We start from the raw sequence: 14663 nt of genomic DNA on the forward strand, positions 1-14663 counted from the left end.
CGCCCGCAAGGGCGGCTTTTTTTTGCCTGTTTCTGGCTGATGTGGCGAGGGAGCTTGCTCCCGCCGGGGCGCGGAGCGGCCCTGAGCCGAGCACAGGTCGGGCAGCGCGTGAAACATTTGCGGCGGGCGCCTCTGCTAGAATCCGCCCCATCCACAGCCTGAGAATTGTCCATGAGCGAGCCGATTCGTCTGACCCAATACAGCCACGGCGCCGGTTGCGGCTGCAAGATTTCCCCCCAGGTGCTGGAAGTGATCCTGGCGGGCAGCGGGGCGCAGAACCTCGATCCGAAACTGTGGGTCGGCAACGCCTCGCGCGACGACGCGGCAGTGTATGAGATCGACGCCGAGCGCGGCGTGGTCTCGACCACCGACTTCTTCATGCCGATCGTCGACGACCCGTTCGACTTCGGCCGCATCGCCGCCACCAATGCCATCAGCGACATCTACGCCATGGGCGGCGACCCGCTGATGGCCATCGCCATCCTGGGCTGGCCGGTCAATGTGCTGGCGGCGGAAGTGGCGCGGGAAGTGATCCGCGGCGGGCGCGCGGTGTGCGACGCGGCGGGCATCCCGCTGGCCGGCGGGCACTCCATCGACGCGCCGGAGCCGATCTTCGGCCTGGCCGTCACCGGCCTGGTGGAAAAGCGCCACATGAAGCGCAACGACACCGCCACCGCCGGCTGCCGGCTGTACCTGACCAAACCCCTGGGCATCGGCATCCTCACCACGGCCGAGAAGAAGGGCAAGCTGCGCCACGCCGACATCGGCCTGGCCCGCGACTGGATGTGCACCCTGAACAAGCCCGGCAGCCGCTTCGGCAAACTGGCCGGCGTCACGGCCATGACCGACGTCACCGGTTTCGGCCTGCTCGGGCACCTGGTGGAAATGGCCGACGGCAGCCACCTGACGGCGCGCATCGCCTATGACCGGGTGCCGCGCCTGGCCGGCATCGAGCATTACCTGGAGCAGGGCTGCGTGCCCGGCGGCACCTTGCGCAACTTCGACAGCTATTCGAGCAAGATCGGCCGCTTGCAGGAGTTGCACAAGCGCGTGCTGTGCGATCCGCAGACCAGCGGTGGCCTGCTGATCGCCGTCACCCCCGAAGGCGACGCCGAGTTCCTCGCGGTGGCGGCGGAACTGGGCCTGAGCCTTGAGCCGATCGGCGAACTGGTCGAGCGACAGACCTACGCGGTCGAGGTGGTTTGATGCGCTTCGACTGCACCGATTACCGCGACATCTTCCTCAACGACCGGCCCCTGATGGATGCGCGCGCGCCGGTCGAGTTTCTCAAGGGCTCGTTCCCGGGCGCGGTCAACCGGCCGCTGATGAACGACCACGAGCGCCAACGGATCGGCACCTGCTACAAGCAGCACGGCCAGCAGGCCGCCATCGAACTGGGTTACCGCCTGGTGTCCGGCGCGGTCAAGGCCGAACGCATCCAGGGCTGGGCCGACTTCGCCCGGGCCCACCCCGATGGCTTGCTGTATTGCTTTCGTGGCGGTCTGCGTTCGCAGATCACTCAGCAATGGCTGCGGGACGAGGCCGGCATCGACTACCCCCGGGTCGGCGGCGGCTACAAGGCGATGCGTACCTTTCTGATCGACACCCTCGAACAGGCCGTGGCCCAGTGCGATTTCGTGCTGCTGGGCGGCATGACCGGCACCGGCAAGACCGAAGCGCTGGCGCGGCTCGACAACGGCCTGGACCTGGAAGGCCACGCCAATCACCGGGGATCGAGCTTCGGCAAGCGCGCCACCGGCCAGCCGTCGAACATCGATTTCGAGAACCGCCTGGCCATCGACATCCTCAAGAAGCGCGACGCCGGCATCGGCCAGTTCGTGCTGGAGGACGAGAGCCGGGTGGTCGGCAGTTGCGCGCTGCCGTTGCCGCTGTACCAGGGCATGCAGCAGTACCCGATGGTCTGGCTGGAGGACCGTTTCGACCACCGAGTGGAGCGCATCCTGCGCGATTACGTGGTGGATCTGTCGGCGGAGTTCACGGCGGTGCACGGCGAGGCGGGGTTCGCGCTGTTCTCGCAACGCCTGCTGGACAGCCTCAACAACGTGCACAAACGCCTGGGCGGCGAGCGGCACCGGCGGATGCTGGAACTGATGGAGCAGGCCCTGGCCGAGCAGGGCCGCAGCGGCGCGGTGGAACTGCACCGCGGCTGGATCGAGGGCTTGCTGCGCGAGTACTACGATCCGATGTACGTGTTCCAGCGCGAGAAGAAGGGCGCACGGATCGAGTTCGCGGGGGAGCGGGAGGCGGTGGTTGAGTACTTGAAGGCGCGGGCGAGTCAGCGGCGCTGATGGTGTGGCCGCCCCATCGCCAGCAGGCTGGCTCCCACCCAGATCGGTGTCGCAGGCAAGAACTGTAGGAGCCAGCCTGCTGGCGATAGCGTCAGTGAGGGAACCGCAGAGCAAGATCAAGACAGCTGACCCCACAGGTTCTGGGGTGACTGCAGACCCTTCATTCACCCGGATCCCTGTGGGAGCCAGCCTGCTGGCGATGGCGTCAGTGGGGGCGCCGCAGATCCGCGAACTCAGGTCGGGCAGGTGGCCTTGCCGTTGTCCAGCCCCTGCTTGTAGCTGTGGCTCTGCAGGCTGGCCTTGCCGTTGTGCCAGGTCAGGGTCAGCACGTACAGCGAGTCGAAGTCCCCGGCGTCCCAGTCGTCGGTGATGGTCTGCCGCTCGCCCACGGCCTTGCCGGCCACCTTGTTGATCAGCTCCGGCAGGTAGCCGTGGGACCAGGCGGTGTAGATGGTCGCGTTGTGGTACTTGTCGTCGATCAGCTCCCGGGCCAGGTCGCTGGTGTCGTTGGCGGAAAACTCGATGTTCACCGGCAGGCCGAGCCGGATCGCGGCGGGGCTGATGGTCATCAGCGGGCGGATGTAGCTGTAGGTGTTGTCCAGCTCGCCTTCCTCGACGTTGCGCGTGGGGTTGGCGGCGAACACGTAGTCGGCCTTGCCGAACTTCTCCGGCAGCAGGGTCGACAGTTCGAGCGCCCGGTTCAGGCCCTGGCAGTTGAGCTGCCCCAGGCCGCCGGCGGGCTTTTCGGCGTGGCGCAGGAACACCAGCGTCTGTGTGCCGTCCACCGGTTGCGCGCGGCTTTCGCTGGACTCAAGCGAAAGGAACAGCGCACTGGCCGCCAGCAGGGAGGGCAGGGCCACGTAGGGGCGGTGCTTGAAGCGTTTGGCGAAGCTCATCAGGTTCGTCATGGGCAAAGGATTCTTCAGCGGATTCGGTCAAGGCGGACAAGCCTGTGCACCTCGGGCTTCCAGCGCCGGGTGTGTTCCCTGTCTTCAATGGCGTTCCTTGCGAAGTGTGTGCGCTCAGAGTCCCCTGAGGCCCGGTTGGTTCGATCCGTGCCCTGGCAGCCTAACCACAAGATGTTACGGTTCGGCGGAGCCTCCATTATGATCGGGGCTTCAATTGTGACTGGATGCTTCCCATGACCGATCTGTCCGCGTTCCCGATCACCCGCAAATGGCCGGCGCAATGCCCCGACTGGATTCAGCTGTACTCCCTGCCGACCCCCAACGGCGTCAAGGTGTCGATCATGCTTGAAGAGATCGGCCTGCCTTACGAGCCGCACCGTGTGGGGTTCGACACCCAGGACCAGATGTCCCCGGAATTCCTGTCGCTGAACCCGAACAACAAGATCCCGGCGATCATCGACCCGCACGGGCCGGATGACCAGCCGCTGCCGCTGTTCGAGTCCGGGGCGATCCTGATCTACCTGGCCGACAAGAGCGGCCAGCTGCTGGCCCACGAAGGCGCGTTGCGTTACGAGACGATCCAGTGGCTGATGTTCCAGATGGGCGGCATCGGCCCGATGTTCGGCCAGCTCGGCTTCTTCAACAAATTCGCCGGCAAGGACTACGAGGACAAGCGCCCCCGCGACCGCTACGTCGAAGAGAGCCGGCGCCTGCTCAGCGTCCTCAATCAGCGGCTCGAAGGCCGCGACTGGATCATGGGCGAGCGCTACACCATCGCCGACATCGCCACGTTCCCGTGGGTGCGCAACCTGATCGGTTTCTACGAGGCGGGGGACCTGGTGGGCATCGGCAATTTCCCCAACGTCACCCGGGTGCTGGAGCGTTTCCTGGCGCGGCCGGCGGTAGTGCGGGGCCTCACGATTCCTTCTTGACGGTCGCCCTGTAGGAGCGAGCCTGCTCACGATGACGGCCCTGACGTCACCGCAACGGGTTCACTCCCGCAGCCCATTGTTGCGCACGCGGTAACGCACTCTTGATTGATCCAGGTTTGTACGCCGCCCTGCGCAAGGCATAAGCTTCGCCCCCTACGACTTTCGTCTCATCCGCCGTTTTCAGGAAAGGCCCCATGTCCAGTCAGTTCCCCGAAGCACGTCCACGCCGTCTGCGCCGCAATGCGAGCCTGCGCAGCCTGTTCCAGGAAACCGAATTCACCCTCAACGATCTGGTGCTGCCGATTTTCGTCGAGGAAGAGATCGACGACTTCGTGCCGATCAAGAGCATGCCCGGCGTGATGCGCATTCCCGAGCGCAAGCTGGCCGGCGAGATCGAGCGTTACGCCCGCGCCGGGATCAAGTCGGTGATGACGTTCGGCGTGTCCCACCACCTGGACGCCAACGGCAGCGACACCTGGCGCGAGAACGGGCTGGTGTCGCGCATGTCGCGGATCGCCAAGGATGCCGTGCCGGAAATGATCGTGATGTCCGACACCTGCTTCTGCGAGTACACCGATCACGGCCATTGCGGCGTGATGCACAACCATGAGGTGGACAACGACCAGACCCTGATCAACCTCGGCAAGCAAGCCGTGGCCGCCGCCCGCGCCGGGGCCGACGTGATCGCGCCGTCGGCGGCGATGGACGGCCAGGTGCAGGCGATCCGCCGGGCGCTGGATGAGGCCGGGTTCGCCCAGACCGCGATCATGGCCTATTCGACCAAGTTCGCCTCGGCCCTCTACGGCCCGTTCCGCGAGGCCGGCGGCAGCGCGCTCAAGGGCGACCGCAAGAGCTACCAGATGAACCCGATGAACCGCCGCGAAGCCCTGCGCGAGTCGCTGCTGGACGAACAGGAAGGCGCCGATGCGCTGATGGTCAAGCCGGCCGGCGCGTACCTGGACATCATCCGCGACATCCGCCAAGCCTCGAACCTGCCGCTGTCGGCGTACCAGGTCAGCGGCGAGTACGCGATGATCAAGTTCGGCGCCCAGGCCGGCGCCATCGACGAAGACCGCGTGGTGCGCGAAAGCCTCGGCGCGATCAAACGGGCCGGTGCGGACCTGATCTTCACCTACTTCGCGATGGATCTGGCCCTGGCCGGGATCTGACCGACCCCTCCATCTTGGATGTGGGAGCCGGCCTGCGGGCGATGGCGGTGGGTCAGGCGACAGAGGTGTCGGCAGTGCCGGCCTCATCGCTTGCAGGCAAGCTCCTACAGGGTTTTGTGGTGGATCCAGATCCTGCAAACACCCGTGATACCTGTGGGAGATCCTGCAAACATCCGGGGTACCTGTGGGAGCTGGCTTGCCAGCGATGGCGGTAGGTCAGGCAACAGAGATGTCGGCTGAACTGGCCTCATCGCTGGCAAGCCAGCTCCCACAAGTTTTGTGGTGTACCTGGATCCTGCAAACACCCGGGGTACCTGTGGGAGCTGCGGTGCGACGATTCGACTTGCCAGCGATGGCGTCAGTCCGGGCGCCGCAAGGCCGGGTCAGTTGAAGAACGGCCGGATCCCGTGATCGCGCAGGTAGCGTTCGATCACTTTCGGGTCGGCGCTGTTGTCGGCAACCGCGACGTAGGTGTCCGGGCGCAGCAGGTAGAAGCCGTTGCGCCCCAGGCCCGCCGCCTCGAAGGCCGGGCGCCAGTCGAACACGTGCAGCGGCAGGTTGTGGGCGTGGCACCAGGCGATCATCTCGTCGCTGGTGTCGCCGTACACATGCACCTGCCAGCCGGGGTGACGCAGCGGTTCGTAGTTGTCGCCTTCGCCGTCGTGGGCCCACGGCAGGCGGTCGCCGCCGTGCACATGGCCGGCCAGCCCTTCGCTCAGCGGCATGCCGCGGTAGTTGAGGGTGATCTGCGACACGGTACGGAACAGGAACTCGCGGCTGGCCTCGAACGACGCCATTTTCGGGATCAGGAACGGCGCCAGCCGCGTGCGCAGCAAGTCGGCCATGCGCCCTTCGGCGGTGACGAAGCTGAACACCTTGTCGGTGGTCGACACCAGGCGCCGGGCGAAGGCGATGCGCTCGGTCTCGTAGCTGTCGAGCAGCTTGGGCGTGGCGCCGCCGCTGAGCACCGCCGCCAGTTTCCAGGCCAGGTTGATCGCATCGCCGATGCCGGTGTTCATGCCCTGGCCGCCGGCGGGGCTGTGCACGTGTGCCGCGTCGCCGAGCAGGAAGGCCCGGCCGCTGCGGAAGAACTCGGCCACCCGGTGGTGGACCCGGTAGGTGGAGAACCAGTGGACGTCGTCGATGTGCACCTTGAGGTGTTCGATGGCACGGCTGCTGACATCGGAGAACTGCAGGGTCTCGGCGCGCTCCGCACGCTCGTCGCGCACGGTGCCGATCAGCCGTGCACGGCCTTCGCCGGCCAGCGGGAACACGGCGAGGAAGTCCGCTTCGTCCAGGTCCAGGTGCAACTCACCATTGAGCGCAGGGCCGCTGGCCTGGACATCGGCGACATAGAAAATCTGCTGATAGGTGCCGCCGGGGAACCCGCTGTCCAGGTTCTTGCGCACCACCGAACGGGCGCCGTCGCACCCGGCCAGGTAGCAGGCCTGGCAGGTTTCCTGTTCGCCGTCGGGCAGGCGCAGGTGGGCGCTGATGCCGTCGCCGGTCTCCTCGAAGCTTTCCAGGGTGGTGTTGCGTTCGACGGTCACGCCGTAGTCTTCCAGGCGCTCGATCAGCAGCCGTTCGTGTTCGTCCTGCGGGTAGATCTCCAGGAACGCATACGGCGTCAGCCCTTCGCCGATGCGGTGCAGCGGCAACTGCGCCACGGGCTTGCCCTTGACCCAGAAATTGGCCGCCTGCACCCGGTGGCCGCTGCGCACCACGGCGTCGGCCAGGTCCAGTTGCCGGTACAGCTCCAGGGTGCGCGCCTGCACCGCCAGCGCCCGGGAGGTGGTGCCGGGGGCGGAGGCCTTGTCGATGATGCGCACGCGGATCGACAGCTTGCTCAGCCACAGGGCCAGCACCAGACCGGTGGGGCCGGCGCCGATGATCAGTACGTCGCTGCGGTTCATGGCGGTTCTCCCAGGCAGGTGCAACGGCAAGTATGGATCAGCCGGGGAGGGTGGCCAGTCGGGCTGCTCAACGGAATCCGGGCAGTCCCGCCACGGAACAGGGCAGAATGCCGGGAGTCATAGCCAGCACCGGATCCTTGGACAGAACCTTATGCCCACCTTTCGAATGCTCATCGGTCTTGCCGTCTTGGCGGTGCTTGCCGGTTGCGCCGGCCAGCGCGGCGAAGGGCCGGCACGCCCGCCGGCCGAGGTCAAGGCGCAGATCGTGCGGCTGTTGCCGGCCGGCACGGCCGACCGTCAGGGCTGGGCCACCGACATCTATGCTGCGTTCGCCGCCCAGAACCTTGACCCGAGTACCGCCAATCTGTGCTCGGTGCTGGCCGTGGCCGAGCAGGAGTCGACCTTCCAGGCGGATCCGCCGGTGCCGGGCCTGGGCAAGATCGCCCGTGACGAAATCGACCGCCGTGCCGCCAAGGCCCACATTCCGGGACTCTTGGTCAGCGGTGCGCTGGCGTTGCGTTCGCCCAACGGCAAGTCCTACAGCGACCGCTTGAGCGCCGCCCGCAGCGAAAAGGAGCTGAGCGGGATCTTCGATGACTTCATCGGCATGGTGCCGATGGGCCGCACGCTGTTCGGCGGCTTCAACCCGGTGCACACCGGCGGGCCCATGCAGGTCAGCATCGAATTCGCCGAGCGGCACGCCAAGGACTATCCCTATCCGGTGGACGGGACGATCCGCCGCGAAGTGTTCAGTCGCCGGGGCGGCATGTATTTCGGCATCGCCCATTTGCTGGGGTATCCGGTGAGCTACCGCGAGCCGCTGTACCGCTTCGCCGATTTCAACGCCGGTTGGTACGCCAGCCGTAACGCGGCGTTCCAGAATGCGGTAAGCCGCGCGTCAGGCATCCCGCTGGCGCTGGACGGCGACCTGATCCGGCCGGGTGCGATCATGCCCGGCAGCACGGAGCTGGCCGTGCGGGCGTTGGGCAAGTCCCTGGGCCTGCGCAATCCGGCGATCCGCGAGCAACTGGAGAAGGGCGACACGCTGGCTTTTGAGGACACCCGGCTGTACCGAAAGGTGTTCGAGTTGGCGGAGCGGGCCGAGGGCAAGCCGCTGCCCCGTGCGGTGTTGCCGGGGATCGTGCTGCAGAGCCCGAAGATCACCCGCAAACTGACCACCGCCTGGTTCGCCAAACGGGTGGACGGGCGCTACCGGCGCTGCATGGCCAAGCAATGAAGAACTGAAAGGCATAAAAAAACCCGGCTGACGGGAGCCGGGTTTTTCCTGGGCTGTTGCGGTGAGGCGAGGCATCAGGCCACGCGACGTTCGATCAGACGGTCCGAGCCACCTTCGGCGACGCGGCGTTCCAGCAGACGGTCCGAGCCGCCTTCGGCGACGCGGCGCTCCAGCAGACGATCCGAGCCACCTTCGGCGACGCGGCGTTCCAGCAGACGGTCCGAGCCGCCTTCGGCGACGCGGCGCTCCAGCAGACGATCCGAGCCGCCTTCGGCGACGCGGCGCTCCAGCAGACGATCCGAGCCACCTTCGGCGACGCGGCGTTCCAGCAGACGGTCAGAACCACCTTCGGCGACGCGGCGTTCCATCAGACGGTCGGAACCGCCTTCGGCCAAACGGCTTTCGATCAGTTTGTCCGAGCCGCCTTCGGCGATCATCGTGTGGGCGGAAGGGGCTGCAAAAGCGTTCAGCGCAAGTACCGAGAAAGCGATGCCGAGGATGGTTTGGCGTTTCATGATCGTGTGCTCCAGAGGGTGTTGTCGGTTGGTATGGAGCAGATGTTACGCCCGGGATTTTTTAAGAGAACTTCATTGCCGTGATGGTGAACATCGACGCCGATGATGGTTTGGCGCACGGGCCGTCGGTCAGCGTGATGGGGCCGCGAGGGCGGCGTTATTCGCCTGGCCTTCTACACTGCAAGCGTGAAGCGGAACCGGCAGCCGGAGGAGGGCGCATGTATCAACTGTACGGGCACAGGAATTCGGGCGCGGCGGCCATCGAGGCGGCGCTGGAGCTGTGCCAGATCGCTTACCGTTTCATCGACGTGGAGGCCAGCAGCGAAGCGGCGCAGGAGCTGGCCCGGCTCAACCCGTTGAAGCAGATCCCGACCCTGCAACTGCCTGACGGTCGCGTCATCACCGAGAGCGCGGCGATCCTGGTGCACCTGGGCCTGAGCTTTCCGGAATCCGGCCTGCTGCCGGCCGATGCCGCCGACCGCGATCAGGCGATCCGCGGCATGGTGTACATCGTCAGCAATTGCTACGCGGCCATCGGCGTCATCGACTACCCGGAACGCTGGCTGGTGATGCCGGACGAGGCCTCGCGGCAGAACCTGATGGCCGGCGCCCGCGAACGGCTGCACTGGATGTGGGAAGTGTTCGCCGACCTGTTTTCCGCCGAGCTGTACCTGGACGACGAAAAGCCGGGGGCGCTGGATCTGCTGGCGGCGGTGGTGACCCGCTGGGCCGGCTCCCGCGAGCATCTGCGCCAGACCCGCCCCGGATTCCATGCCTGGCTGGCGCGCATCGACCGCCACCCCGTGCTGGCGCCGGTGTTTGCGCGGCACTGGCCGGCCTGAACGGGCGGGATTGCCTGCCGACGACTGCGGTGGCTGACCCAACGCCATCGCGGGCAAGCCCGCTCCCACAGGTATCCCGGGTGTTTGCTGGATCCAGGTACACCACAAAACCCTGTGGGAGCTGCGGTGCGACGATTCGACTTGCCAGCGATGAGGCCGGCACTGCCGGTATCAGTGGTGGCTGATCCACCGCCATCGCCAGCAGGCTGGCTCCCACAGGTATCCCGGGTGTTTGCAGGATCTAGGCACACCACAAAATCCTGTGGGAGCTGCGGTGCGACGATTCGACTTGCCAGCGATGAGGCCATCACAGCCGACATCTCTGTTGTCTAATCCACCGCCATCGCTGGCAAGCCAGCTCCCACAGGTATCGCCGGTATCCCCACGATGCAGGCACACCACAAAACCTTGTGGGAGCTTGCCTGCAAGCGATGAGGCCGGCACTGCCGGTATCAGTGGTGGCTGATCCACTGCCATCGCCAGCAGGCTGGCTCTCACAGTGGAGGGCTCATTCCCCGCGGATGTAGCTCTCCAGCTGCCGGATCAGATCCGCCTGTTCGGCCAGGGCTTCCTTGACCAGGTCGCCGATCGACAGCAGGCCGATCAGTTGGCCGTTCTCCACCACGGGCAAGTGGCGCAGGCGCTTGTCGGACATGATGCCCAGGCAGGTGTCGACGGTCTGGTGGGTGTCCACCGTGATCACCGGCGACACCATGATGTCGCGCACCGGCGTGCCCACCGACGAGCGTCCCTTGAGCACCAGCTTGCGCGCGTAGTCGCGCTCGCTGATGATCCCCTCGACCCGGCCGTCCTTGACCACCAGCAACGCACCGACGTTCTTCGCGGCCATGTCCATCAGGGCCTGCAGCACCATGTCGTCCGGCGAGATGGTGTGCACTTTCTGGTTTTTCTCATCTTTGAGCTTGAGCAGCTGGGCGACGGTCTTCATGGCGGTTACTCAGGGGTTGTCGTTGTTCCTGAAGCATCGTAGACGCCGGCGCGCAGGGCAAGGCCGCAAAACGGCAGATAACACGCAAAAAACGTCATCCGGCAAAAAAACGGCCGGTTCTGCCGGTGTGACGGGGCCGTCCCGGGAAACGGGAGCAAGCTCCTGCGCCCCGGCCCGGGTAGAATGGCCGCCAGATTCCGTTTCCCGAGGTTGCAGTGGTGGATGTACAGCAGGGCTTCGTCCTGACCCGGCATTGGCGCGACACCCCGGCCGGCACCGAAGTCGAGTTCTGGCTGGCGACCGATGCCGGCCCGCGCCGCGTGCGCCTGCCGCACCAGCCGTCGGTGGCGTTCATCCCGGCCGAACAGCGGGGGCCGGCCGAGCGCGTGCTGGCGGACGAAAAGAACGTCGAACTGCGCCCCTTGGCCCTGCAGGATTTCGAACACCGCCCGGTGCTGGGGCTGTACTGCCAGCAGCACGGCCAGCTGATGCGCCTGGAGACCGCGCTCAACCGCGCCGGCGTCGACGTGTTCGAAGCCGACGTGCGCCCGCCCGAACGCTACCTGATGGAGCGCTTCATCACCGCACCGGTGCGGTTCGGCGGCACGCCGGACGCCGATGGCGTGCTGACCGACGCCCACCTCAAACCCGCCCCCGGCTATCGGCCCACGCTGCGGTTGGTGTCGCTGGACATCGAGACCACCGAACAGGGCGAGCTGTATTCCATCGCCCTGGAAGGCTGCGGCGAACGGCAGGTGTACATGCTCGGCGCGGCGAACGGCGACGGCAGCGCCGTCGACTTCGACCTCGAATACTGCGACTCGCGCACCCTGATCCTGAAGAGACTCAACGACTGGTTCGCCCGCCACGACCCCGACGCGATCATCGGCTGGAACCTGGTGCAGTTCGACCTGCGCATCCTCCACGAACACGCGCGGCGCCTGGGCGTGCCGCTCAAGCTGGGGCGCGGCGGGGAAGAGATGCAATGGCGCGAGCACGGCAGCCGCACCCATTTCTTCGCCTCGGCGGCGGGGCGGCTGATCATCGACGGCATCGAGTCGTTGCGCTCGGCGACCTGGAGCTTTCCTTCGTTCAGTCTTGAGAACGTCGCCCAGACCCTGCTCGGCGAAGGCAAGTCCATCGACAACCCGTACCAACGCATGGACGAAATCAACCGCATGTTCGCCGAGGACAAGCCGTCGCTGGCCAAGTACAACCTCAAGGACTGCGAGCTGGTGACGCGGATCTTCGCCAAGACCGACCTGCTGGACTTTCTGCTGGAGCGCGCCAGCGTCACCGGCCTGCCGGCCGACCGCAGCGGCGGCTCGGTGGCGGCGTTCACCCATCTGTACATGCCGCTGATGCACCGCCAAGGCTTCGTGGCGCCGAACCTGGGCACCAACCCGCCCCAGGCCAGCCCCGGCGGATTCGTCATGGACTCGCGGCCGGGGCTGTACGAATCGGTGCTGGTGCTGGACTACAAGAGCCTGTACCCGTCGATCATCCGCACGTTCCTGATCGACCCGGTGGGCCTGATCGAAGGCCTGCGTCAGCCCGGCGACGCCGAGTCCGTGCCGGGCTTTCGCGGTGCGCGGTTTTCCCGTACGCGGCATTGCCTGCCGTCCATCGTGGCGCGTGTTGCCGAGGGCCGGGAACAGGCCAAGCGCGAACGCAACGCGCCGCTGTCCCAGGCGCTGAAGATCATCATGAACGCCTTCTACGGCGTGCTCGGCTCCAGCGGCTGCCGGTTCTTCGATACGCGGCTGGCGTCGTCGATCACCCTGCGCGGCCACGAAATCATGCTGCGCACCCGCCAGTTGATCGAAGCCCAAGGCCACGCGGTGATCTACGGCGACACCGATTCCACCTTCGTCTGGCTGCGCCGGCCCCATGGCCAGGAAGAGGTGGCGCAGATCGGCCGGGCGCTGGTGCAGTCGGTCAACGACTGGTGGCGCGGGCACGTGCGTGAGCAGTACGGGCTGGAGAGCGCCCTGGAGCTGCAGTTCGAGACCCATTACAAGCGCTTCCTGATGCCGACCATCCGCGGCGCCGAGGAGGGCAGCAAAAAGCGTTACGCCGGCCTGGTGACCCGGCCCGACGGCCGCGAGGAAATGGTCTACAAGGGCCTGGAGACCGTGCGCACCGACTGGTCGCCGCTGGCCCGGCAGTTCCAGCAGGAACTGTACGAACGGATCTTCCGGCGCGAGCCCTATCAGGATTACGTGCGCGAATACGTGCGCCAGACCCTGGCCGGCGCGTTCGACGACCGGCTGGTCTACCGCAAGCGCCTGCGCCGCACCCTCGACGACTACGAGCGCAACGTCCCGCCCCATGTGCGCGCCGCGCGCCTGGCCGACGACTACAACGCGCAGCACGGCCGGCCCCGGCAATACCAGAACGGCGGCTGGATCAGCTACGTCATCACCCTGGCCGGCCCCGAGCCGCTGGAGGCGCGCCGGGCGGCCATCGATTACGACCATTACCTCACCCGTCAGCTGCAACCGGTGGCGGATGCGATCCTGCCGTTTGTCGACGACGACTTCTCAACCCTGGTCGGGGGGCAGATGGGCCTGTTTTGAGTCCAGCAGCTGCAGCGTCCATTCGTCCTGGATGCCATGGAAATAGCGCTCCAAGGCCTGATGGAACACGCTGCCGGCGTCGGCGAACTGGGCGAAGAGGGTGGTCGAGGAATGGAATTTCAGGTCGTCCGGATGCCCGAAGATCTGCGCCACCGAGCGCTGCGGAACGTTGAGCACCAGTTGCGTGCAGGTGCGCAGCCGGGCGCCGAGCAGGTCATGGGCCAGATAGGCCCGGGCCTCGGCCGCCGAACCGATGGCGAAGCGCCGGGACATTTCGCTGCCGCCGAGCCCGGCGAACTGCGGGAAGACGAACCACATCCAGTGGCTGCGCTTGTGGCCGTCGTCGAGCTCGCGCTGCACCCGCTCGAACACCGGATCCTGGGCCTGGACGAAACGTTGCAGGTTGAACGGGTCGTACTGATCTGTGCTTCTCATGCCGAAGCCCTCGGCCAGTCGGCGGTGGCTCAGACCATGGCCAGCCGCCGCTTGCGGTGTGGCGCCTGAAACACCCGGTCCAGCGCCGCCAGATCCCCGGCGTCCAGTTGAAGCTGCGCCGCCTGTGCATTGAGTCGCACATGCTCGGGGCGCACGGCCTTGGGGATCGCAATCACGCCATCCTGACGCAGAATCCACGCCAGCGAAACCTGTGCGGGGGTGACGCCGTGACGAGCGGCGATCTCTTGCAGCGCGGGCGCCGCCAGCAGCGCGCCGCCCTGGCCGATCGGACAATACGCCATCAACGGCATGCGCTGATGCTGGCACCACGGCAGCAGATCGAATTCGATGCCGCGCTCCTCCAGGTTGTACAGCACCTGATTGGTGGCGCAGGCCGGCACCGACAGCTCTTCGAGGTCATCGACATCGAAGTTCGACACGCCCCAGCGGCCGATCTTGCCGTCCTCGCGCAGGCGCTCGAAGGCCTCGACGGTTTCCTCCAGCGGATACTGGCCGCGCCAATGCAGCAGATAGAGGTCGATGCGCTCGGTGCCGAGGCGGCGCAGGCTGCGTTCGCAGGCTTGGGGAATGCCTTGGCGGCTGGCGTTGTGCGGGTAGACCTTGCTGACCAGGAACACGTGGTCGCGCAGGCCGGCGATGGCTTCGCCGACCACGGTTTCGGCGCCGCCTTCGCCGTACATTTCGGCGGTGTCGATCAGGTTCATGCCCAGCTCGACCCCCAAACGCAGCGCCGCCACCTCGCTGCGGTGCGCCGAGCGGTCTTCGCCCATGCGCCAGGTGCCTTGGCCGATCACCGGCACCTGTACGCCGGCAAGTTCGAGTGTACGCATGCAAACCTCCTGTTCTTGAGCGGT

General features: G+C 66.4%; 13 protein-coding genes. 7 read left to right on the forward strand and 6 right to left on the reverse strand.

The window, feature by feature from the left end; translation table 11 throughout:
- Nucleotides 1-171: 171 nt before the first annotated feature.
- Together selD and mnmH are read left to right on the forward strand one after the other, a co-directional pair.
- On the forward strand, nt 172-1206 hold the full coding sequence (gene selD, locus CAG31_RS07725; RefSeq protein ID WP_085579566.1) for a selenide, water dikinase SelD: 1035 nt from the start codon (nt 172-174) through the stop codon (nt 1204-1206).
- Complete coding sequence (mnmH, locus tag CAG31_RS07730; protein WP_085579568.1) at nt 1206-2309, forward strand: tRNA 2-selenouridine(34) synthase MnmH; 1104 nt, start codon at nt 1206-1208, stop codon at nt 2307-2309. Before selD ends, mnmH begins: the two co-directional genes overlap by 1 nt.
- A 233-nt stretch (nt 2310-2542) precedes the next feature.
- Here mnmH and CAG31_RS07735 read toward each other — a convergent pair whose 3' ends face one another.
- A complete protein-coding gene (locus CAG31_RS07735; protein ID WP_085579570.1) occupies nt 2543-3217 on the reverse strand; it encodes a histidine phosphatase family protein in 675 nt (224 codons plus the stop codon).
- Nucleotides 3218-3450: 233 nt separating this feature from the next.
- Between CAG31_RS07735 and CAG31_RS07740 the strand changes: the two genes are divergently transcribed.
- Nucleotides 3451-4149 carry a glutathione S-transferase family protein gene (locus tag CAG31_RS07740; protein WP_085579572.1) on the forward strand — a complete coding sequence of 233 codons (699 nt, stop codon included), beginning with the start codon at nt 3451-3453 and terminating at the stop codon, nt 4147-4149.
- A gap of 194 nt (nt 4150-4343) precedes the next feature.
- Entirely contained in the window at nt 4344-5318 is a 975-nt protein-coding gene (gene hemB / locus CAG31_RS07745) for a porphobilinogen synthase (protein WP_085579574.1), read from the forward strand.
- Nucleotides 5319-5701: 383 nt separating this feature from the next.
- On the opposite strand, the gene CAG31_RS07750 is transcribed toward hemB, so the two are convergent.
- Entirely contained in the window at nt 5702-7231 is a 1530-nt protein-coding gene (locus tag CAG31_RS07750; RefSeq protein ID WP_085579576.1) for an FAD-dependent oxidoreductase, read from the reverse strand.
- Between the two features lie 151 nt (nt 7232-7382).
- Here CAG31_RS07750 and CAG31_RS07755 point away from each other — a divergent pair, with 151 nt between their 5' ends.
- On the forward strand, nt 7383-8468 hold the full coding sequence (locus tag CAG31_RS07755; protein ID WP_085579578.1) for a DUF1615 domain-containing protein: 1086 nt from the start codon (nt 7383-7385) through the stop codon (nt 8466-8468).
- 74 nt (nt 8469-8542) lie between these two features.
- On the opposite strand, the gene CAG31_RS07760 is transcribed toward CAG31_RS07755, so the two are convergent.
- Nucleotides 8543-8983 carry a phage infection protein gene (locus CAG31_RS07760; protein WP_085579580.1) on the reverse strand — a complete coding sequence of 147 codons (441 nt, stop codon included), beginning with the start codon at nt 8981-8983 and terminating at the stop codon, nt 8543-8545.
- 218 nt (nt 8984-9201) lie between these two features.
- Here CAG31_RS07760 and CAG31_RS07765 point away from each other — a divergent pair, with 218 nt between their 5' ends.
- Nucleotides 9202-9825 carry a glutathione S-transferase N-terminal domain-containing protein gene (locus CAG31_RS07765; protein ID WP_085579582.1) on the forward strand — a complete coding sequence of 208 codons (624 nt, stop codon included), beginning with the start codon at nt 9202-9204 and terminating at the stop codon, nt 9823-9825.
- A gap of 508 nt (nt 9826-10333) precedes the next feature.
- On the opposite strand, the gene CAG31_RS07770 is transcribed toward CAG31_RS07765, so the two are convergent.
- Nucleotides 10334-10774 carry a CBS domain-containing protein gene (locus CAG31_RS07770; RefSeq protein ID WP_085579584.1) on the reverse strand — a complete coding sequence of 147 codons (441 nt, stop codon included), beginning with the start codon at nt 10772-10774 and terminating at the stop codon, nt 10334-10336.
- Nucleotides 10775-10992: 218 nt separating this feature from the next.
- Here CAG31_RS07770 and CAG31_RS07775 point away from each other — a divergent pair, with 218 nt between their 5' ends.
- On the forward strand, nt 10993-13353 hold the full coding sequence (locus CAG31_RS07775; RefSeq protein ID WP_176243864.1) for a DNA polymerase II: 2361 nt from the start codon (nt 10993-10995) through the stop codon (nt 13351-13353).
- Here the strand turns inward: CAG31_RS07775 and CAG31_RS07780 are convergent.
- The gene (locus CAG31_RS07780; RefSeq protein ID WP_085579588.1) at nt 13318-13788 is read right to left on the reverse strand and encodes a DUF1810 domain-containing protein; all 471 of its coding nucleotides are present in this window, start codon (nt 13786-13788) and stop codon (nt 13318-13320) included. The genes CAG31_RS07775 and CAG31_RS07780 overlap by 36 nt on opposite strands.
- Nucleotides 13789-13817: 29 nt before the next feature.
- Nucleotides 13818-14639 carry an aldo/keto reductase gene (locus CAG31_RS07785; protein ID WP_085579590.1) on the reverse strand — a complete coding sequence of 274 codons (822 nt, stop codon included), beginning with the start codon at nt 14637-14639 and terminating at the stop codon, nt 13818-13820.
- Nucleotides 14640-14663 lie beyond the last annotated feature (24 nt).

The organism is Pseudomonas sp. R25(2017) (assembly GCF_002112565.1).
In the GTDB taxonomy this organism is placed as follows: domain Bacteria; phylum Pseudomonadota; class Gammaproteobacteria; order Pseudomonadales; family Pseudomonadaceae; genus Aquipseudomonas; species Aquipseudomonas ekonensis.